Source organism: Streptomyces sp. NPDC058051 (genome assembly GCF_042885475.1).
GTDB lineage: Bacteria > Actinomycetota > Actinomycetes > Streptomycetales > Streptomycetaceae > Streptomyces.
The window spans coordinates 106,551-123,807 of record NZ_JBHVRW010000013.1; the positions used below are offsets into that span (position 1 = coordinate 106,551).

The 17,257-nt window shown below is 69.6% G+C and carries 14 protein-coding genes; 1 reads left to right on the plus strand and 13 read right to left on the minus strand.

All coding sequences use genetic code 11. The annotated features are described in order from the left end of the window. Positions 1–304 precede the first annotated feature (304 nt). The 4 genes from ACFVUT_RS21600 to ACFVUT_RS21615 all read right to left on the minus strand — a co-directional run bounded on the left by ACFVUT_RS21600 (position 305) and on the right by ACFVUT_RS21615 (position 5,064). On the minus strand, positions 305–1,606 hold the full coding sequence (locus tag ACFVUT_RS21600) for a BNR-4 repeat-containing protein (RefSeq protein ID WP_389658645.1): 1,302 nt from the start codon (positions 1,604–1,606) through the stop codon (positions 305–307). A gap of 242 nt (positions 1,607–1,848) precedes the next feature. Next, positions 1,849–3,150, minus strand: coding sequence for an extracellular solute-binding protein (locus ACFVUT_RS21605; RefSeq protein WP_389658648.1), 1,302 nt, complete (start codon positions 3,148–3,150; stop codon positions 1,849–1,851). 67 nt (positions 3,151–3,217) lie between these two features. Continuing rightward, positions 3,218–4,138 carry a carbohydrate ABC transporter permease gene (locus tag ACFVUT_RS21610; protein ID WP_389658651.1) on the minus strand — a complete coding sequence of 307 codons (921 nt, stop codon included), beginning with the start codon at positions 4,136–4,138 and terminating at the stop codon, positions 3,218–3,220. After that, positions 4,135–5,064 carry a carbohydrate ABC transporter permease gene (locus ACFVUT_RS21615; RefSeq protein WP_389658654.1) on the minus strand — a complete coding sequence of 310 codons (930 nt, stop codon included), beginning with the start codon at positions 5,062–5,064 and terminating at the stop codon, positions 4,135–4,137. Before ACFVUT_RS21615 ends, ACFVUT_RS21610 begins: the two co-directional genes overlap by 4 nt. A gap of 435 nt (positions 5,065–5,499) precedes the next feature. Between ACFVUT_RS21615 and ACFVUT_RS21620 the strand changes: the two genes are divergently transcribed. Then, a complete protein-coding gene (locus ACFVUT_RS21620; protein WP_389658656.1) occupies positions 5,500–7,800 on the plus strand; it encodes an FAD-dependent oxidoreductase in 2,301 nt (766 codons plus the stop codon). Between the two features lie 63 nt (positions 7,801–7,863). Here the strand turns inward: ACFVUT_RS21620 and ACFVUT_RS21625 are convergent, their stop codons facing one another. The 9 genes from ACFVUT_RS21625 to ACFVUT_RS21665 form a co-directional block, all read right to left on the minus strand. Beyond that, positions 7,864–8,652, minus strand: a complete 789-nt coding sequence (locus ACFVUT_RS21625) for an IclR family transcriptional regulator (RefSeq protein WP_389660502.1) — start codon at positions 8,650–8,652, stop codon at positions 7,864–7,866. A 394-nt stretch (positions 8,653–9,046) separates the two neighbouring features. Then, positions 9,047–10,015 (minus strand): threo-3-hydroxy-L-aspartate ammonia-lyase, encoded by a 969-nt coding sequence (locus ACFVUT_RS21630; protein ID WP_389660501.1) that lies wholly within the window; start codon positions 10,013–10,015, stop codon positions 9,047–9,049. A 45-nt stretch (positions 10,016–10,060) separates the two neighbouring features. Next, on the minus strand, positions 10,061–11,203 hold the full coding sequence (locus ACFVUT_RS21635; RefSeq protein ID WP_389660506.1) for a DSD1 family PLP-dependent enzyme: 1,143 nt from the start codon (positions 11,201–11,203) through the stop codon (positions 10,061–10,063). A 61-nt stretch (positions 11,204–11,264) separates the two neighbouring features. Next, entirely contained in the window at positions 11,265–12,014 is a 750-nt protein-coding gene (locus ACFVUT_RS21640) for a transcriptional regulator (RefSeq protein ID WP_389660499.1), read from the minus strand. 451 nt (positions 12,015–12,465) lie between these two features. Continuing rightward, the gene (locus tag ACFVUT_RS21645; protein ID WP_389660497.1) at positions 12,466–13,314 is read right to left on the minus strand and encodes an SGNH/GDSL hydrolase family protein; all 849 of its coding nucleotides are present in this window, start codon (positions 13,312–13,314) and stop codon (positions 12,466–12,468) included. A 109-nt stretch (positions 13,315–13,423) separates the two neighbouring features. Continuing rightward, on the minus strand, positions 13,424–14,080 hold the full coding sequence (locus ACFVUT_RS21650) for a LysE family translocator (RefSeq protein ID WP_389660495.1): 657 nt from the start codon (positions 14,078–14,080) through the stop codon (positions 13,424–13,426). A gap of 160 nt (positions 14,081–14,240) precedes the next feature. Beyond that, on the minus strand, positions 14,241–15,260 hold the full coding sequence (locus tag ACFVUT_RS21655; protein ID WP_389660493.1) for a hemolysin family protein: 1,020 nt from the start codon (positions 15,258–15,260) through the stop codon (positions 14,241–14,243). Beyond that, the gene (locus ACFVUT_RS21660) at positions 15,257–16,594 is read right to left on the minus strand and encodes a hemolysin family protein (RefSeq protein WP_389660491.1); all 1,338 of its coding nucleotides are present in this window, start codon (positions 16,592–16,594) and stop codon (positions 15,257–15,259) included. The genes ACFVUT_RS21655 and ACFVUT_RS21660 overlap by 4 nt, the downstream gene beginning before the upstream one ends. Before the next feature lie 174 nt (positions 16,595–16,768). Continuing rightward, positions 16,769–17,194: a GNAT family N-acetyltransferase gene (locus tag ACFVUT_RS21665; RefSeq protein WP_389660489.1), complete on the minus strand. Its 426-nt coding sequence runs from the start codon at positions 17,192–17,194 to the stop codon at positions 16,769–16,771. Positions 17,195–17,257: the final 63 nt, after the last annotated feature.

Sequence of the window (17,257 nt, forward strand, 5' to 3'; positions counted from 1 at the left end):
CTGCCGTGAGCGTCGTCCTCGCCGGTGCCGGACCTTGGCAGGGCGCGTGAGACGTGTGAGACCACGAAGCCCCGCCGAATGTCCGGCGGGGCTTCGTGGTGCGGCGGGCTACGACGGCGTGCAGCGTCCGCAGCGGGCACCGCTGTATGTGAAGGGCTGTAGCGGATGCCCTGCACCTCGTCAGCAGGACACGGCCCGAGCCCCGAGGCTGAGTCCGAGGCCCAGGGCCTGAGACCCCAGCCCGGGGCCCGTCACCACATGCGCCCCGTCGCCTCGTCGTCAGGAGTGTCGACGGCGCGGGGGCTCAGCGGCGCGCGTAGTAGAGCGAGTTGTGCGCGGTGTCCGGCAGGTACAGCACGTCGTTCCCGTCCGAGTCCCGCCGTACCGCGAGCCGGTCCGCGCTCACGCCCGGCGCGGCGGACTGCGAGGTCCACGTGCCGCCGGACTCGGTCGCGGCGAAGACGCGGTCGGTGCCGGAGCTGGTCACGTAGTAGACCCGCTTGGCGTCCGTCTCGTCCCAGGTCATGCCGAGCGCCGCGGTGGTCTGGCCGCCGGCGTACACGGTCTGGCGGGCCCAGCCGCCGCCGCTCGGATACGCGTAGTACACGCGGAAGTCGCCGCCGCTGGCGGTCGTGCGGTAGCGGTAGGCGGCCTTCGGGGTGGAGCCGTCGAGGGTGAGCTTGGCGCTCTGCACCGCCGGACCCGTGTAGGTGTTGTCGCTGCTCCACACCTCATCCGTGGTGAGGTCCTGGATCACGTCGGACGTGGCGGGTGTCACCGGGGTGGTGACAGCCGCGCCCGCGCTGTCCGCGAAGGTGCCGGTCGACGGGTCGTAGCGCAGGTAGGAGAGCTGGTGCCGGAACGCGCTCGACGGGGCCTTGGACCACTCGTACAGGATGTGCACGCGCCCGGCGGCGTCCACCATCAGGTCGTCCGGGTACACGGCGCGGTTCAGGGCGTCGGCGAAGGTGGCGACCACGCTCCAGCGCGCGGCGGCGTTGTCCCAGCGGTACAGCTTGCCGGGACGCTGGTCGGAGCCGCCACCGACGCGGGCGGCCAGGTACACGTCGCCGTTCGGCGCGGTGGTCACGACCGGGTAGGTGATGCCCTGGCCCTGGTCGGGCAGTTCGGACGCGTGGTCCGTGACGTCCCCGCCGGGGGCCTCGGTGCGGAAGTAGCGCCAGGCGTTCACGTGCATGGAGGTGAACACGTGCAGGCGGCCGCTGCCGTCGCGCGCGACGGACGGCTGGTTGTGACCGTTGTCGTCGGCGAACTCGGCCTGCTGTCCGCTCTTGTCGAGCAGCGGCAGAAGGCTCCAGACCCCGTCGGGGTCGCGCCGCGCGATGGCCGGGCGGTGCGTGGCGGCTGTCGAGCCGGGCTCGTTGAAGGCGAAGTACGTGTACTGACCGCGGCCCTTGTACGTGGCGGCCGGCGTCCACCAGGCGGCCTGGTTCGACGAGTCCATCGCGTACGGAACCTTCTCGATCACCGTTGCCGCGGCTGCCGTGAGGTTCGTGCTGTCGGCCTGGGCGGCCGGGACGAGCGTGAGCAGGGCGGCCAGGGCCGCGGCCGAGGCGGCGTACGCGCGTGCCGTGAGACGTCGCAAGGTGAACTCCTTCGCGGGCGTGAGGGTGAGGCGAAGGGAGCGGCCCCGCAGGTCGGTCCACCCCTCCGCTGCGCCGGAAACTTACAACAGATCCCAGATGATGAATAGAGATTGCGCAATGCGCATATGAGATACGTCTTAGGGAATGGATGTGCAGCATGCCAAGGGGCCCGGTGAAGGCCGTTCTGCCTTCACCGGGCCCCTTGGCCGCCGCGCGTCGACTCAGCGGTTGACGCGTCGACTCAGCGATTGATGAGTGCGGTGACGTCCTCGCCGGCCTTCTTCATCGCGTCCTTCGGCTTCGACTTGCCGACCAGGACGGCCTGGACCTGCTTGGCCACGGCCTCCTCGATCTGGGCGTTCTGCGCGAACTGCCAGAAGGGGCTGCCGGTCGCCGTCTTGGTGATCTTGTCGGTCCACTCGGTGGTGAAGGTGTCCTTCGCGACCTTCGGGTCCTCCAGGCCCGCGCTGGTGGACGGCGGCAGGGCGCGGGACAGGAAGTACTCGGTGGTGGTGTCGAGGTCGGAGGTGGCGTGCAGCGCGAACTCCGTCGCCGCGTCCTGCCCCTTGCCCTTGACGATCGCGATCACGCCGCCCCACAGCAGCGCCTGCGGCGTGTCACCGGAGTGCAGCACCGGACGCTGCATCGGCTGCATCGCGTCCGCCAGCGTCTTGTCCTTGGACTGGGCCGAGGTCACGCCCTTGCCGATGATGGCGTCGTCGTAGAAGGCGGCCTTGCCCTGCCCGAACAGGGCGCGCGCGTCGAAGCGGTCCACGTCCGCGGCGATCAGCTTCGCGTCGTGCAGCTTCTTGTACCAGGTGACGGCGTCGACGGAGGCGTCGTCACCGATGGTCACCTTGTTCCCGTCCAGGAGAGTACAGCCGAAGGTCTGCATCCACGGGAAGATGTCCTTGAGCTGCGCGACCTTGGTGGCCGCGGCGTAGGGCACGACCCCGCCGCCGAGCCCCTTCAGCTCCCGCAGCGCGTCCTCGAACTCCTCGATGGTGGTGGGGTGCTTCTTGATGCCCGCCTTCTCCAGGAGCTTGGAGTTGGCGATCACGCCGATCGAGCCGGTGTTCCACGGCAGGCCGTACTGCTTGCCGTTGTACGTGCCGCTGTTCAGCGCCACGTCCGTGTAGCCGCCCTTCAGGGCCACGGATCCGAGATCGGCGAGCTTGCCCATCTGCGCCACAGCGGCGAGCCAGGCGATGTCGAGGTGCACCGCGCCGGTCGTCTCCCCGCCGCCGAGCTTGAGGGTGAGCTGGCTCAGGTACTCGTTGTACGGGTACGAGACCGCGCGGATCTTGGAGTTCTCGGCCTTCTCCCACGCGGCGATGATCTTCTCGATCGCGGGCTTGGCGGCCTCCTCGTTGAGCGACCAGGAGGTGAAGTCGAAGTTCTTGGACTTCGTGTCGCCGCCGTTGGAGGAGGTGCCGGCGCCGGACGGTGCGCAGGCGCCGAGCGCGCCGGCGCCGGCCACACCGAGCGCGCCGATGCCGAACATGCGCAGCGCGCCGCGCCGGCTGATGCCAGAGGTGGTCATGGTGTCTCCATGGGGGAGTGGGCGGAAGGGGAAGTGCGTGGGGGAGGGTGCGGGGGATCCCGCGGGCTCAGCTCTTGACCGAGCCGGCGGTCATGCCGCCGACGAGGTAGCGCTGCAGGAACATGAAGGCGACGACCACCGGCGCGGAGACCACCAGCGAGGCGGCCATCAGCTCGGGCCAGGCGGTCTGGAACTCGCCGATGTAGGTGGAGACGAGGCCGGGCGGCAGGGTCTGCTTCTCCTTGTCGGCCAGCGTCACCGCGAAGATGAAGTCGTTCCAGCCGCGGACGAAGGCGAACAGCCCGGCGGCGATCATTCCGGGCGCGGCCAGCGGCGCCACGATGGAGTGCAGCGTCCGCCATCGGGACGCGCCGTCGATGGACGCGGCCTCCAGCAGGGCGTCCGGGATGGTGTCGAAGATGCCCTTCAGCATCCAGACACACAGCGGCATCGTGAACGTGGTGAAGGACAGGACCAGGGCGGTGTACGTGTTCAGCAGGCCGAAGCTGGAGAACACGGCGTACAGCGTCACCAGCAGGAGCGCCTGGGGGAACATCTGGGAGGCCAGCACCATGTGCATCAGCGATCGCCGTCCGCGGTAGCGGAACTTGGAGAACGAGTAGCCCATGTACGTGGCGACGACCACGCTCAGCACGGCGGTGATCGAGGCCACGATGAGGGAGTTGACCAGGTACTTGATCAGCTGGTCGTTCTCGGCGAGAGCCGTGAAGTTACTGAAGGTGATCTCAGTGGGTATGAGCTTCGGCGGGAACTGGAAGGTCTGCTCGGGGCTGCTCAGGGCGGTGACCAGCAGCCAGTAGACCGGCAGCATACCGAAGGCGCCGATCACCAGGATCGCGGTCCAGGCGGCGATCCGCGAGCGCAGCAGGTCCTTGCGTATCCGGCGCCGCGAGGTGCGCCCGGCGGACGTGGCGGACGGGCTCAGCCGGTCGGTGCCGGAAAGCGGGGTGGAGGTCGTGGAGGTCATCGGGCGTCGCCCTTCCGCTCGGTGATCCTGAGGTAGACGACGACCAGGATGAGTAGGAGCACCATCCACAGACCGCCCAGCGCGGTCGCCCGGCCGATGTCGAAGCCCTTGAAGGCGGTCTGGTACACGGCGGTCGCGAAGGTCTCGGTGGTGCCGGCCGGGCCGCCGCCGGTGAGCACGTAGATGGTGTCGAAGTGCTGGAAGTTCCAGATGAACTCCAGGAGCAGCACGATCGAGGCGACACCGCTGACCTGCGGCCAGGTGACGGCGAAGAAGCGCCGGATCGAGCCCGCCCCGTCCATCGAGGCCGCCTCGTGCAGCTCCTTGGGCACGGTCTGCAGACCTGCAAGGAGCATCACCATCATCCAGGGGAAGCTCGCCCAGGTCTTGGTGATGATGACGGCGAGCATGGCGGTGCCGGGCTGGCCGAGCCAGGAGATGGACTCCTCGATGATCCCGGCCTTCATGAGGACGCCGTTCAGCACGCCGTAGTTCGCGTTGAAGATCCACATCCACAGGAAGGAGACCACGACGCCCGGGATCACCCACGGAAACAGGAACAGGCCGCGCAGGAAGCCGCTGCCCCTCAGGCCCGAGTTCAGCGCGAGCGCGAGTGCGAAGCCGATCACGAAGGGGACGAGGGTCGCACCGACGGTGAAGACCAGCGTCTGCTTGAGGATCGTGAGGAAGTCGCCGTCGAGCCAGTAGGTGAAGTTCTCCAGGCCGACGAACTCCCGGCCCGGCAGTCGCAGATCCTGCTTGAAGAAGCCGGTGACCAGCGCGGACAGCAGCGGATAGATGATGATCGTCGCGAACAGGGCGAGCCCCGGTGCGGTGAGCAGCAGTGCGAACGCGCCGTTGGAGAGCCGTCCGCCGGTCCGCTCACGGTCTGGAGCGGCCTTCTGTGGAGGTGCGGCCGTACTCATGGGTGTGTCCTCTCAAACGGGGCGGGAGCGGTGATGCAGGGCGTGGCACGGGAGGCCGTGCGCCGGCAGGCGGATGTGACGCGGCCGGGCGGGAGCGGTGAGCCGCCCCGTCCTCTGCTTCGACCGAGGCCCTGTGTGAATGCCATGCATGCTCCGCTGAACGCAAGTTGCAGCATGCGGGATCGTTCTCCATATCGTGCGACGGCGTCAACCCTTTTGGTCGGTGGATCGCCGGTTCTGTACAAGACCGGCGAAGTCGCCGCACGTGCCATGAGCTTGGCTTTGGCCCACGGCGGCGGTGTCGTCGGCTGCGCTGGAAACTTACAACACATCCCACTGACTGAACAGTGGTTGCACAATATGGATGTGATGTACGTTCGAGGCCGCTCCGCTGCGGCGGGGAGTATCCGAGCATCACACCAAGGAGGCCGCACCGTGCGGGAAGAAGAGGTCCATTACGACATCGCCGTCATCGGCGGTGGCCTGGCGGGGACCTGCGCGGCCATCGCCGCGGCCCGGCTCGGCCGACGCGTCGCCCTGGTCAACAACCGGCCCGTCCTGGGCGGCAACGCCAGCAGCGAGGTCCGCGTCTGGGTCTGCGGCGCCACGGCCCACGGCGTACACCGCTGGGCCCGCGAGACCGGCATCATGGGCGAGCTGTACACCGAGAACCAGTACCGCAACCCCGAGGGGAACCCGTACTACTGGGACCAGGTGGTCCTCGACGCCGTCCGGGCCGAACCGGGCATCGACCTGTACCTCAACACCGACGTACGGGAGGTCGACGCGAGCGGCCCGGACGACGCACGCGAGGTGCACTCCTGCACCGGCTGGATGATGGGCTCCGAGCGGCGTATCACCTTCCACGCACGGCAGTTCCTCGACTGCACCGGCGACGGCCTGCTCGGCCACCTCGCCGGCGCCCACTACCGCATCGGCCGCGAGGCGCGCTCGGAGTTCGGCGAGCCCTGGGCGCCCGAGAACGGGGACGAGGCGCTGCTCGGCTCGACGATCCTGTTCCACACCAAGGACACCGGCCGGCCGGTGAAGTTCGTGCCGCCCACCCACGCCCGCGACCTCACCACCACGCCCATCCTGCGCAACCGCGTGCTGCGCACCGGCGACAACGGCTGCGACTACTGGTGGATCGAGTGGGGCGGCGAGCTCGACACCGTCCACGACAACGAGCGCATCCGCGACGAACTCCAGGCCGTGATCATGGGCATCTGGGACCACATCAAGAACTCCGGCGAGTTCCCGGACGCCGAGAACCTGACGCTGGAGTGGGTCGGCAGCCTCCCCGGCAAGCGCGAGTACCGCCGCTTCCTCGGCGACCACATGCTGACCCAGCAGGACATCCTTGAGCAGCGGCAGTTCGACGACCGCGTCGCTTTCGGCGGCTGGTCCGTCGACCTCCACCCGGTGCAGGGCATGTACGCCGACGAGCCCGGCGCCCGCCAGCGCTACGCGGACGGCGTCTTCCACATCCCGCTGCGCTCCCTGTACTCGGCGAACGTCACGAACCTTCTGTTCGCCGGGCGCAACATCTCCGCCACCCACATCGCCTTCGGTGCCACCCGTGTCATGGCCACCTGTGCCACGCTCGGCGAGGCCGCGGGCACGGCCGCCGCGCTGTGCGTCGCCGAGAGCCTCAGCCCGCGCGAACTCGCCACCAAGCGCCCTGAGCTGGTGCGCCGCACCCTGTTGCGGCAGGACGCCTCGGTCATCGGCCTCTACGACGACGACCCCGACAATCTGGCGCTTGCGGCCCGTGTCAGCGCCTCCTCGCATCTGAGCCGCCTGGCTGCCGAGCCCACGCCGAGCGCGCCCGGCGAGCCGTACCCGCTCACCCGCGACCTCGGGCTGCTGCTGCCGGTGGACCCGGCACTCGACACGGTCGACCTGCTCGTCCACGGCGCCCCGGGCGAGCGGCCGAGCGAACTCACCGTGGAACTGTGGAGCACCGGCCGCCCCGAGAACGCGGTCCCCGTCGACCACATGCTCACCACCACGGTGACCGTGCCGGCCGGCGGCCCTCACTGGGTCACGGCCCGCTTCGACCACCGTCCGGACACTCCGGAGAACGTCGTGCTGATCGTGCGCGCCTGCCCGGGCGCGGCGCTGGTCCTCGTCCCCGAGCGCACCGACGGCGTCCTCGCCCTGCGCAGCAGGGCCGAGGGAGACGCGGCCGTCGACCATGACATCCCGGAGGAGGAGGGCCAGTTGGTCCTGGAGTGGCAGGCCCGCGGCCTGCGCCGCCGGACCTTCGCCTTCCGTGCGACGCCGGACACCGCCGCGTTCCTGCCCGAGCGGGCCGTCGGCGGATTCCAGCGCGCCTACGGGGGTCCGCAGATGTGGTCGTCCGAGCCGCTGCCCGACCCGGACCGGGCCACGCAGTGGCTGCGCCTCGACTGGGACGAGGAGCGGCAACTCGCCGAAACACGCGTGGTGTTCGACGACGACGTCGACGAGTACCTCAACAACCTGCACCGCCACCGCACCCCGTTCGAGGTCATGCCGGAACTGGTCCGCGACTACCGCATCCAGAGCCGCGAGCCCGACGGCACCTGGCGCACGCTGCTGACGGTGACGGGCAACCGCCGCCGCCACCGCGTGCACGAGCTGAACGATGCGGACGGCGGGCCCGTGCGCACCGACGCGCTGCGGCTCGTGGTGGACGCGACGCACGGGGCGCGGCACGCCCACGTGCTCGCGTTCAAGGCGTACGGCGCGTAGCGACGCGACGAAGGGGCCCGGCCAAGGTCATTCGACCTTGGCCGGGCCCCTTCGTCGCGTGATTCAGAGGGCGCCGAGTGCTTGGCTGATGGCGTCGGCGGCTTCGATGACCTCACGGGTGAGGGCGAGGCGCTGCCCTTCGGCCTCGGTGTGGTTGCCGAGAAGGGAGGTGGGGCCCCACAGAGAGATGGCGGCGACGACGTCACCCGAGGCGTCGCGGACGGGCGCGGCGAGCGAAGCACGGCCCAGGGCGCGTTCTTCGGCTTCGATGGCGTAGCCGGTGCGGCGGACGGTGTCGATCTCGGTGTCGAGGAGGTCGTGACTGGTGGTCGTGTAGTCGGTGTGCGCCGCGAGCGGTTCGGGAAGCAGCTTGCGGCGCTCTTTGGGCGTGAGGCCGGTGAGGAGGCATTTGCCGATGCTGGTGGCGTGCAGCGGGGCGGTGTGTCCGGCCTGCGTGTAGGACTTGGGGGCGCGGGTTCCCTCGAAATTGCACAGGAACATCAGCTCGGTGCCGCGGCGGATGGCGACATTGGCTCCGAGTCCGGTGCGGGTGGCGAGGTCCTGGAGGACCATGCGGGCGGCGCGGTGGACGGGGTGGCGATTGGTGGCGGTGGCGGCCAGCGGGAGGATGCCGAGGCTGAGGCGGTAGAGGTTGCTGACCGGGTCGCGTTCGACCATGTCGAGCCGTTCGAGGGTGGAGAGGAGGCGGGAGGTGGTGGAGGAGCCCAGCCCGGTGAGTTCGGCGACGTCGGAGACGCGTAGTTCGGGACGGCCGGCATCGAGTGCGCGCAGCACCGAGACCGCTCGTTCGACGCTCTGGTTCGTCCCGGCGTCGGTCGCCCGCGTTGCCATGACCCTCCTCATTTTGCAAACCGCTTGCACAATCTGCATCAGCATATCGCGTCGATCTGAGGGTTGTTCTTGAAATCTGCCAGCTCTTGGCCGGAACGTATACGGGTCATTCGCCGTGCTGGGCGGGGCGCCCGTGGACGGATGTCCTCTGCGTGAAGGAACCGCGTGAAGGGAAGCGCGCGGGAGGGCGGACGTCTGCGCCGATGTCACCGGTGCGCACCGCCGCTTCGGCTCCGTCGTTCGGGAAGCCGATCCTGCGAGCGGCAACGCCGTCGTAAGCCGGATGAACCTTGAAAGCCTCGCAGCCGAGTTCGAACGAAGCCCGCCGACGCGGCCGGAGGCCGGGCGAGGTGCCGGTGGGTGCCGCGTCGGGGTTGAGTGATGCCCTTGGGTGTCAGCTGTTGATGATGTCGGTGAATCGCTGGGTGTTGATGTTGCCTCCGGAGGCGATGATGCCGATCCGCCGGGGGCGGTGGTCGATGTGTCCGGCGAGGAGGGCGGCGAGGGCGGTCGCGCCGCTGGGTTCGAGGACGATCTTGAGCCGGTCGAAGGCGAAGCGCATGGCGTCGCGGATCTCGTCGTCACTGACGAGAGCGATGCCGTCCACGAGCTGCTGGTTGACGGCGAAGGTGATCTCGCCGGGGGTGGACAGAGCCTGCCCGTCGGCGAGGGTCCGCGGCACGGGGATGGTGATGCGTTCACCGGCTTCCAGGGAGCGCTTGGTGTCGTCGCCGTTGTCGGGTTCGACACCGACGACGGCGATGCCGGGATACAGGGTCTTGGCGGTGATGGCGCTGCCGGCCATGAGGCCCCCGCCTCCGACGGGTGCGATGAGCATGTCCAGTTCCCCGGTCTCCTCGAAGAGTTCGAGGGCAGCGGTGCCCTGGCCGGCGATGACGTGCGGGTGGTCGTAGGGAGGGATGAGCGCGAGGCCGCGCTCGGCGGCGAGTGCCTCGCCGAGCGCGGTGCGGTCCTGGGTGTAGCGGTCGTAGGTGACGATTTCCGCGCCGTATCCGGCGGTGGCCTCCCTCTTCGACTCGGGAGCGTCCTCGGGCATCAGGATGACGGCGCTGGTGCCCAGCTCCCGGGCGGCCAGTGCGGTGGCCTGGGCGTGATTGCCCGAGGAGTAGGCGGCGATGCCTTTGGCCAGCTGCGCGGGGGACAGCTGTGCGGCGGCGTTGTAGGCGCCGCGGAACTTGAAGGCGCCCACCCGCTGGAAGTTCTCGCACTTGATGAGCACCTCCGCGCCGACAAGGGCGTTGAGCGTGCGGGAGGTCAGCACAGGGGTGCGGTGGGCGATGCCGTTGAGACGTGCGGCGGCCTCGCGTACGTCGTCGAAGGTCACGGGCAAGGTGGCAGTCATGGGTTTCCTCGCGTGGGTCGGGGGTGAGGGCGGTCCCGCCGCCGGTCACCAGCCGGTGATGCGTTCCCAGTCGGCCTGGATGACGGGCGCTGATTCCGTGTGCTGGGTGCTGTCGACGACGTGGTAGCCGCGGTGCTGGGCCGCGGTCGCGCACGCGTGATTGGGCAGGATGCGCAGACGGGTGCCGACGGGCAGGTCGGGCAGGTGGGCACCGTCGCGGGCGGTGAGGGTGCCGTGCTCCTGGCTCGCCGCGCTCATGACCAGGTTCGGGATCGGGTTCCCGGCCAGGTCGAGGACGAGGCCGTAGCCCTGGTCCTGGGCCTGGACGGCGGTCCCGCGGTCCCGGGACATGGCCATCCAGCCGCCGTCGGTCACGATCCAGCCGTGCTCGGGACGGTGGCCGATGACGGTCACGACCACCGACAGCGCGAGGTCCTCCACGCGGCAGACGCCCAGACCGGCCATGACCAGGTCGAAGAAGACGTAGTTGCCGGCGCGCAGCTCGGTGACGCCGGTGAGGTCCTCGGCCGCGTGTGCGGTCGGCGTGGAGCCGACGCTGACCGTGCCGACGGGCAGCCCGGAGGTGCGCAGCCGCTGCGCCGCCGCGACCGCGGTGTCGCGTTCGTTCTCGGCTGCCAGCCGCCGGCCCTCGGGGGTGTGGGCGAAGTAGGACTCGCCCGCGTGGGTCAGGACACCGTCGAGGCATCCGGCCTCGTGCAGGATGCGGGCGATGTCGACGAGTCCGGGGGCGTCGGCCTTGAGGCCGCCCCGGTGGCCGTCACAGTCGATCTCGATCTGTGCGGGGACGGCGAGGCCGGCTTCGCGGGCGGCTTCGGCAACGCGGACGGCCTGTTCGCGGCTGTCGAGCAGCACGCGCAGGGTGACGCCGCGGCGCTGGAGGGCGATGACGCGCGGCAGCTTGTGCGGGTCGATACCGACGGCGTACGTGATGTCGGTGTAGCCGCCGTCGGCGAACGCCTCGGCCTCGGCGAGGGTGGAGACGGTGACAGGGCACGGGGCGCCGCTGTGCATCAGGGCAGCGATGTCGAGGCTCTTGGCCGTCTTCACATGTGGCCGCAGGGTGACCCCGAGCCGGTCGGCCCGCGTCGCCAGTCGTTCGATGTTGCGCAAGGCTTTGTGCACGTCGACGACGGCGAAGGGGGTGTCGGGGTCGGCCAACGTCTTCATGGCGGTCCCGTCCGTGCGGGGACGGCCTTCCCCCGTGGTGATCTCGCTGGTGGTCATGGTCTCACTTCGTGTAGGCGTACACGCTGGCTCGGGAGATGCCGAGGAGGTCGGCGATGGTCTGGGCGGCATTGCGGGTGTCGAAGTAACCGTCCTCGTACACGCGACGCACCAGGTCCCTCTTCGCCTCCCGGGGCAGGGCCCGCGGAGTCGTGGAGCGCTCGGCAGCGGCTGTCTCGATGACTTCGCGCAGTTCCCGGCGGCTTCGGTCGCGCAGTGACTCAAGCTGGACGTCGCGGTTCTCGGGATCGGTCGCGACCAGGTTCGACAGCGTCAGCGTGATGGGCGAGAGCGTCGAGATGTCCAGGTTCAGGCACAGGGCGGCGATGTACTGTCCGGCGGCGTTCTTGATCCCGATCGAGGTGCTCTTCGCGGGGCGTCCGTCGGGGAACTGGTTGGCGTAGTTCTGGATGACGCTGGGGTAGTGCGCATCCCTGATGCGGGCCAGGCCCAGTTCGGTGGCGGACTCTCCCACCTGGCGTCCCGACAGGTTGTTCTCGATGAAGCGGATGGCGTGGTCCGGATCGCGCAGGTCGTGCAGCACGACCTCGCAGATGCCGGGGAACATGCGGCCCAGCGCCTGGGCGATCTTCTCGGCCTCGGCCAGGAGGTGCTCGTCCTCCGGTGCGGTGGACGCCGCCGACCCGAGAAGCTGCCCGTCCCGATGCTGCGTGTCATTCCGGCCGCTCGCACGGCCCATGCCTTCCGCGGTCATCGCCCGCCCGCGTTCCGTGGTGCTGTCACAACCACTCACTCCTTGATTTTTCATCCACCCTTGTACAGAAAATATATCCATCTCTGGAGTTTCAGTCCAATGCGTGGCTCGGTCGGCGTCGCGCGGGTCGGCCTGCTCGATTGCGGCGATCGAGAGCGACGTAGCCCACGGCGGGAAGCCCGTCGTGGGCTATGGCTTCGACTCCGGCGCGCGCTGCGGCGCGGGTGAGATCCTGGGCTGCCGCGACCTGCCCCGTCTGCTGGACGCAGGGCGCTTTGCGCGGGGCTGAGCCGGCCGGCGGTGGGACTCCGTGAGAGATGATCAGTAGTTGATCTACTGAAGGCCCGAGGCCCTTTGGCCTGGTTCTGTCCGTTCGTGTGGCTCACGCGGCGAATGCGGCGGACGTGGCGGACGTGGCGGACGTGGCGGACAGTGCCTGGATTCCGTCGGCGATGTGTGCAGGCCGGTGTCGCGGTCCGGCGGTGGCTTGCTAGGAGAGGCCGGTCACATCCACCGGGCGCCACGTCGCCACCGGGCCGGGCGTGCTGCCGTCCTCGGGGGTCACCCAGAACGCCCTGTCCAGTTCGGCGCTGTACTGGGCGCCTGTCCGCCCGTCCCCGGACGAGCGACCGGTCAGGCGGCGGCCGATCCACGGCAGCAGGTGCCGACGGGCGAAGCGGAGGTCGTCGATGCGTCGTATCGCCCACTTCGGGGGTACGGCGGCCGGGAGCGGCGTTTGCCAGTCGCTCTCCGGCGGCAGCCCGAGCGACTGCCACACCGCCTCGGCCACCCTGTGGTGCCCGTCGGCCGTCAGATGCAGCCGGTCCACATCCCACAGGCGGGGATCACCGAGGGCCGGTGCCCCGTACAGATCGACGACCGATGCTCCATGGCGGGCTGCCAACTCGTCGATGAGCGAGAACAGCTCTTCCATCCGCGGACGGAAGCGTTCCATGACCGGGCCGTTGCGGCCGGGGCTGCGCATGAGAACCAGCGTCCCGCACGAGGGCGCGAGACGTTCCACGGCCTCTTCGAGCCGTCCGCGGACCATTCCCATGTCGCACGTGGGCCTCAGTGTGTCGTTGAGACCGCCGACGAGCGTGACGACATCGGCGCGCATGGCCGCGGCGGCGCCGACCTGCTCGTCGACGATCTGGCCGATGAGCTTGCCGCGTACGGCGAGATTCGCGTAGCGGAAGCCCGGCGTACGGGCGGCGAGCCGTCCGGCGAGAACGTCGGCCCAGCCGCGGTACGAGCCGTCGGGCAGCAGGTCCGACATGCCCTCGGTGAACGAGTCGCCGACCGCGACAAAACTGGTGTACGAGGCATTCATTTCCATGGCGATGTGATGGTATCGCCAACGGGACCGACCGCTTTCCGACAGCACTGCACGGTCCCGGGCGGCCCCGGGCGGGTCCGCGAGCTCAGGGAGCCGGACGGAGGCGCGCTCAGTCGCTCAGGGCCAGCCGCACGCCGAATCCGGTGATGACGGTCCCGGTGATCCGGTCGAGCAGCCGGCGGGCCTGCGGGCGCTGCAACCAGCCCCGCAGGACCTGCGCGAAGGCCACCAGCAGTGCCGACCAGAGCAGGCCCAGCACGATGTGCACCCCGGTCAGCAGGAGACCTGTGGCGAAGTGCGGGGCCCCTGCCGGAATGAACTGCGGCAGGACGGCCACGTAGAACACGCCCATCTTCGGATTGAGCAGATTGGTCAGGGTGCCCTGCCGCCACCCGGCGGCGAGGCTGTCGGTTCCACGAGCCACGAGGTCGTCGGCAGCGGCCCCCGGCGCCTCCGCCTCTTCGGCGGCGCGGTTGCGCAGGGTGTCGAGGATCATGCGTCCGCCCATCCAGAGCAGATACGCGGCTCCGGCGTAGCGCAGCGCTTCGTACGCCACGTGCGACGCGGTGAGCAGTGCGGTGACACCGACCGAGGTGAGCGCGCCCCACACGAGGGTGCCGCTCTGAATGCCGAGCACGACACCGGCGGCACGTCTGCGACGGCCCAGCGCCGAGGTACGAAGAATGAGAGCCGTGTCGAGACCGGGAGTGAGGGTGAGCAACCCTACGACCAGGGCGAAGGACCATATTGCGGTGCTGATTGCCATGGACTGTCAGCGTAATCGAGCCGGATGGCCGACTGAGGGCGCGGGGGTGGTGTGCGACCGGACCCGCCACCACCCGGGGTGGTGTGCGACCGGACCCGCACACCACCCCCGCACCGCCCCTCAAGGCCCCGCGCGAACGCGTCGACCGGCGCCCGAGTGATCAGCGGGCCTGGGACCGTCCCACCAACTCGCGCAGTACGTCCTCCATCGTGACCATTCCGGCCAGTCGATCGTCCTCGTCCAGAACGGCCGCCAGATGGGTGCGGCTTCGCCGCAGAGCCGTCAGTGCGTCGTCGAGCGGTGTGGCGGCCCGCACCCGGGCGATCGGACGCATGGCCGTCACGGGGAAGGGCACATCGCGCGGTGTGGCGTCCAAGGCGTCCTTCACATGGAGGTAGCCCAGGATCCGCTCCTCACTGTCCATCACCGGGAAACGTGAGAAACCTGTCTCGTACGAGAGCTGTTCCAGCTGTTCCGGCGTGGTCCCGATCTTCGCGTACGTCACCTTCTCCACCGGCAGCACCACATCCCGCACCGGGCGGCGGCCCAGCTCAAGGGCGTGGTGGAGCCGCTCGGCCGCGCGGTCGTCGACCAGCCCCGCGTCCCCGGCGTCCGTCACCAGGCGGGCCAGTTCGTCGTCGGAGAACGTGGCGGACACCTCGTCCTTCGTCTCGACCCGGAGGAGCTTCAGCAGCGTGTTGGCGAAGGCGTTGATGGTGAAGATCACCGGGCGCAGCGCCCTGGCGAGAGCCACCAGCGGTGGCCCGAGCAGCAGCGCGGTCCGTACGGGCGCGGCCAGGGCGATGTTCTTCGGCACCATCTCGCCGAGCAGCATGTGCAGATACGTGGCCAGGGACAGCGCGATCACGAACGAGATCGGATGGATCAGTCCGTGCGGCATGCCCACCGCGTCGAACACGGGCTCCAGCAGATGCGCGATGGCCGGTTCGGCGACGATGCCGAGGACCAGCGTGCAGAGCGTGATGCCCAGCTGTGCCGCCGCGAGCAGCGCCGATACGTGCTGGAGGCCCCAGAGGACGCTGCGCGCCCGCCGGTTCCCGTTCTCGGCCTCCAGCTCTATCTGGCTGCGGCGTACGGAGATCAGCGCGAACTCGGCGCCCACGAAGAAGGCATTGACGACCAGGGTCATCAGTCCGATGAAGAGCTGGACGGCGGTCATCGTGCGTCCTCCGTCCGCTCGTCGTCCCCGGGCAGCGGCGCGTGCAGCAGGGCTCGTGCGGCACGGCGACCGGAGGCGTCCACCACATCGACCCGCCAGCCGGCCAGCTCGATCGAATCGCCGACGGCGGGGATGCGGCCCACCTCGGTGGCGACCAGTCCGGCGAGCGTCTCGTACGGTCCGTCCGGCACCCGCAGTCCGATCCTCTTCAGCTGGTCGAGGCGGGCGGCGCCGTCGGCCGACCACAGGGTCCGTCCGTCGGCGTCCTCACCCGCCGGTGCGAGGTCCGGCGTCTCGTGCGGGTCGTGCTCGTCGCGCACTTCGCCGACGACCTCCTCGACGATGTCCTCCAGGGTCACGACGCCGGCCGTCCCGCCGTACTCGTCGATGACGACGGCCATGGCGGGCTTGCCGGACAGCTGGTCCAGGAGCCGGTCCACGGTGAGGGTCTCCGGTACGAGCAGGGGCTCACGCAGCATCTCCGAGACGCCCGTACGGGACCGCCGGTCGGCCGGGATGGCCAGCACGTCCTTGATGTGGGCCACGCCGACGACGGTGTCGAGGCTGCCGCGGTAGACGGGGAAGCGGGACAGTCCGGTCGCCCGGGTGGCGTTGGCGACGTCCTCCGCGGTCGCCTGTACCTCCAGGGCGGTGACCTGGACGCGCGGGGTCATGACGTTCTCCGCCGTGAGTTCCGCCAGATTGAGCGTACGGACGAACAGCTCCGCGGTGTCCGCCTCCAGCGCGCCCTCCTTGGCCGAGTGCCGGGCCAGCGCCACCAGCTCCTGCGGGCTGCGCGCGGAGGCCAGCTCCTCGGCCGGCTCCAGGCCGAAGCGGCGCACGATCCGGTTCGCGGTGTTGTTCAGGTGGCTGATGAACGGCCGGAAGGCGGCGGTGAAGGCCCGCTGCGGGGTCGCCACCGCCTTCGCCATGGCGAGCGGGGAGGAGATCGCCCAGTTCTTCGGGACGAGCTCACCGACGACCATCAGGAACACGGTGGACAGCGCGGTCCCCAGGACGAGGGCCAGCGACGACGCCACGCCGGGGGAGAAGCCGACGGCCTCCACCGGGCCGCGGATCAGCTTCGCGATGGAGGGTTCGGAGAGCATACCGACCACCAGATTGGTGACGGTGATGCCGAGCTGCGCGCCGGAGAGCTGGAAGGTGAGGCTGCGTACGGCCTTGAGGGCGCCGACCGCGCCGCGCTCACCCCGTTCCGCGGCCCGTTCGAGCTGACCGCGCTCGACGGTCGTCAGGGAGAACTCGGCCGCGACGAAGGCGCCGCAGGCGAGCGAGAGCAGGACCGCCACGAGCAGCAGAAGCACTTCGGTCATCGGTTCACCTCCGTCCCATGATCGGGCAGGGAGGGGAGGATCGCTCGATGTCGGCGATGTCGGCTACTGGGAGGCTCGCCCATGGGCGGACGCTCACACCTTTCGGAAGGATCGGTCAGGAGACCACCCATCGTAAAGGATCGGCAAAGTCGAGTGCCCGTTCGGGAGATCGCCTCAGTCCGTGAGCGGCTTCACCCAGCGCCGCCAGTGGTCCTCGCGGTGGTAGCCACCGGCGGCCCAGGTGTGATGCGCCCGCTCGTTGGCTTCCAGGACCATGGCGTCCACCCGTCGTCCGCCCAGGGCGGTGAAGCGTGCTTCGGCCGCCTCCATCAAGGCCGTGGCGACACCTTGACGACGGCAGTCCGGGCGTACGGCCAGTCGGTAGGCGGAGCACCGCCAACCGTCGAATCCGGCTATGACGGTGCCCGCGAGAAGGCCGTCGCGCTCTGCGAGGAGCAGGGCTTCGGGGTCTCGCGCGATGAGGCGCGCCACCCCGGCGCGGTCGTCGCTGATGCTTGTCCCTTCTGCGGCTTCGCGCCAGAACTCCAGTATGGGATCGATGTCGGTGTGGTCGGCGCAGCGGATGTGGAGATCACTCATGGGGGCGAGCCAAGCAGAGCGACAGTCCGGGCGGCCAACGATTTGTGTCCCTCTGTGCGGCGG

Excerpts from the sequence above, each read along its gene's own strand:
- ACFVUT_RS21605 (WP_389658648.1), bottom strand. The coding sequence starts at position 3,150 with ATGACCACCTCTGGCATCAGCCGGCGCGGCGCGCTGCGCATGTTCGGC.
- ACFVUT_RS21610 (WP_389658651.1), bottom strand. The coding sequence starts at position 4,138 with ATGACCTCCACGACCTCCACCCCGCTTTCCGGCACCGACCGGCTGAGC.
- ACFVUT_RS21615 (WP_389658654.1), bottom strand. The coding sequence starts at position 5,064 with ATGAGTACGGCCGCACCTCCACAGAAGGCCGCTCCAGACCGTGAGCGG.
- ACFVUT_RS21625 (WP_389660502.1), bottom strand. The coding sequence starts at position 8,652 with ATGGCAACGCGGGCGACCGACGCCGGGACGAACCAGAGCGTCGAACGA.
- ACFVUT_RS21630 (WP_389660501.1), bottom strand. The coding sequence starts at position 10,015 with ATGACTGCCACCTTGCCCGTGACCTTCGACGACGTACGCGAGGCCGCC.
- ACFVUT_RS21635 (WP_389660506.1), bottom strand. The coding sequence starts at position 11,203 with ATGAAGACGTTGGCCGACCCCGACACCCCCTTCGCCGTCGTCGACGTG.
- ACFVUT_RS21645 (WP_389660497.1), bottom strand. The coding sequence starts at position 13,314 with ATGGAAATGAATGCCTCGTACACCAGTTTTGTCGCGGTCGGCGACTCG.
- ACFVUT_RS21650 (WP_389660495.1), bottom strand. The coding sequence starts at position 14,080 with ATGGCAATCAGCACCGCAATATGGTCCTTCGCCCTGGTCGTAGGGTTG.
- ACFVUT_RS21655 (WP_389660493.1), bottom strand. The coding sequence starts at position 15,260 with ATGACCGCCGTCCAGCTCTTCATCGGACTGATGACCCTGGTCGTCAAT.
- ACFVUT_RS21660 (WP_389660491.1), bottom strand. The coding sequence starts at position 16,594 with ATGACCGAAGTGCTTCTGCTGCTCGTGGCGGTCCTGCTCTCGCTCGCC.
- ACFVUT_RS21665 (WP_389660489.1), bottom strand. The coding sequence starts at position 17,194 with ATGAGTGATCTCCACATCCGCTGCGCCGACCACACCGACATCGATCCC.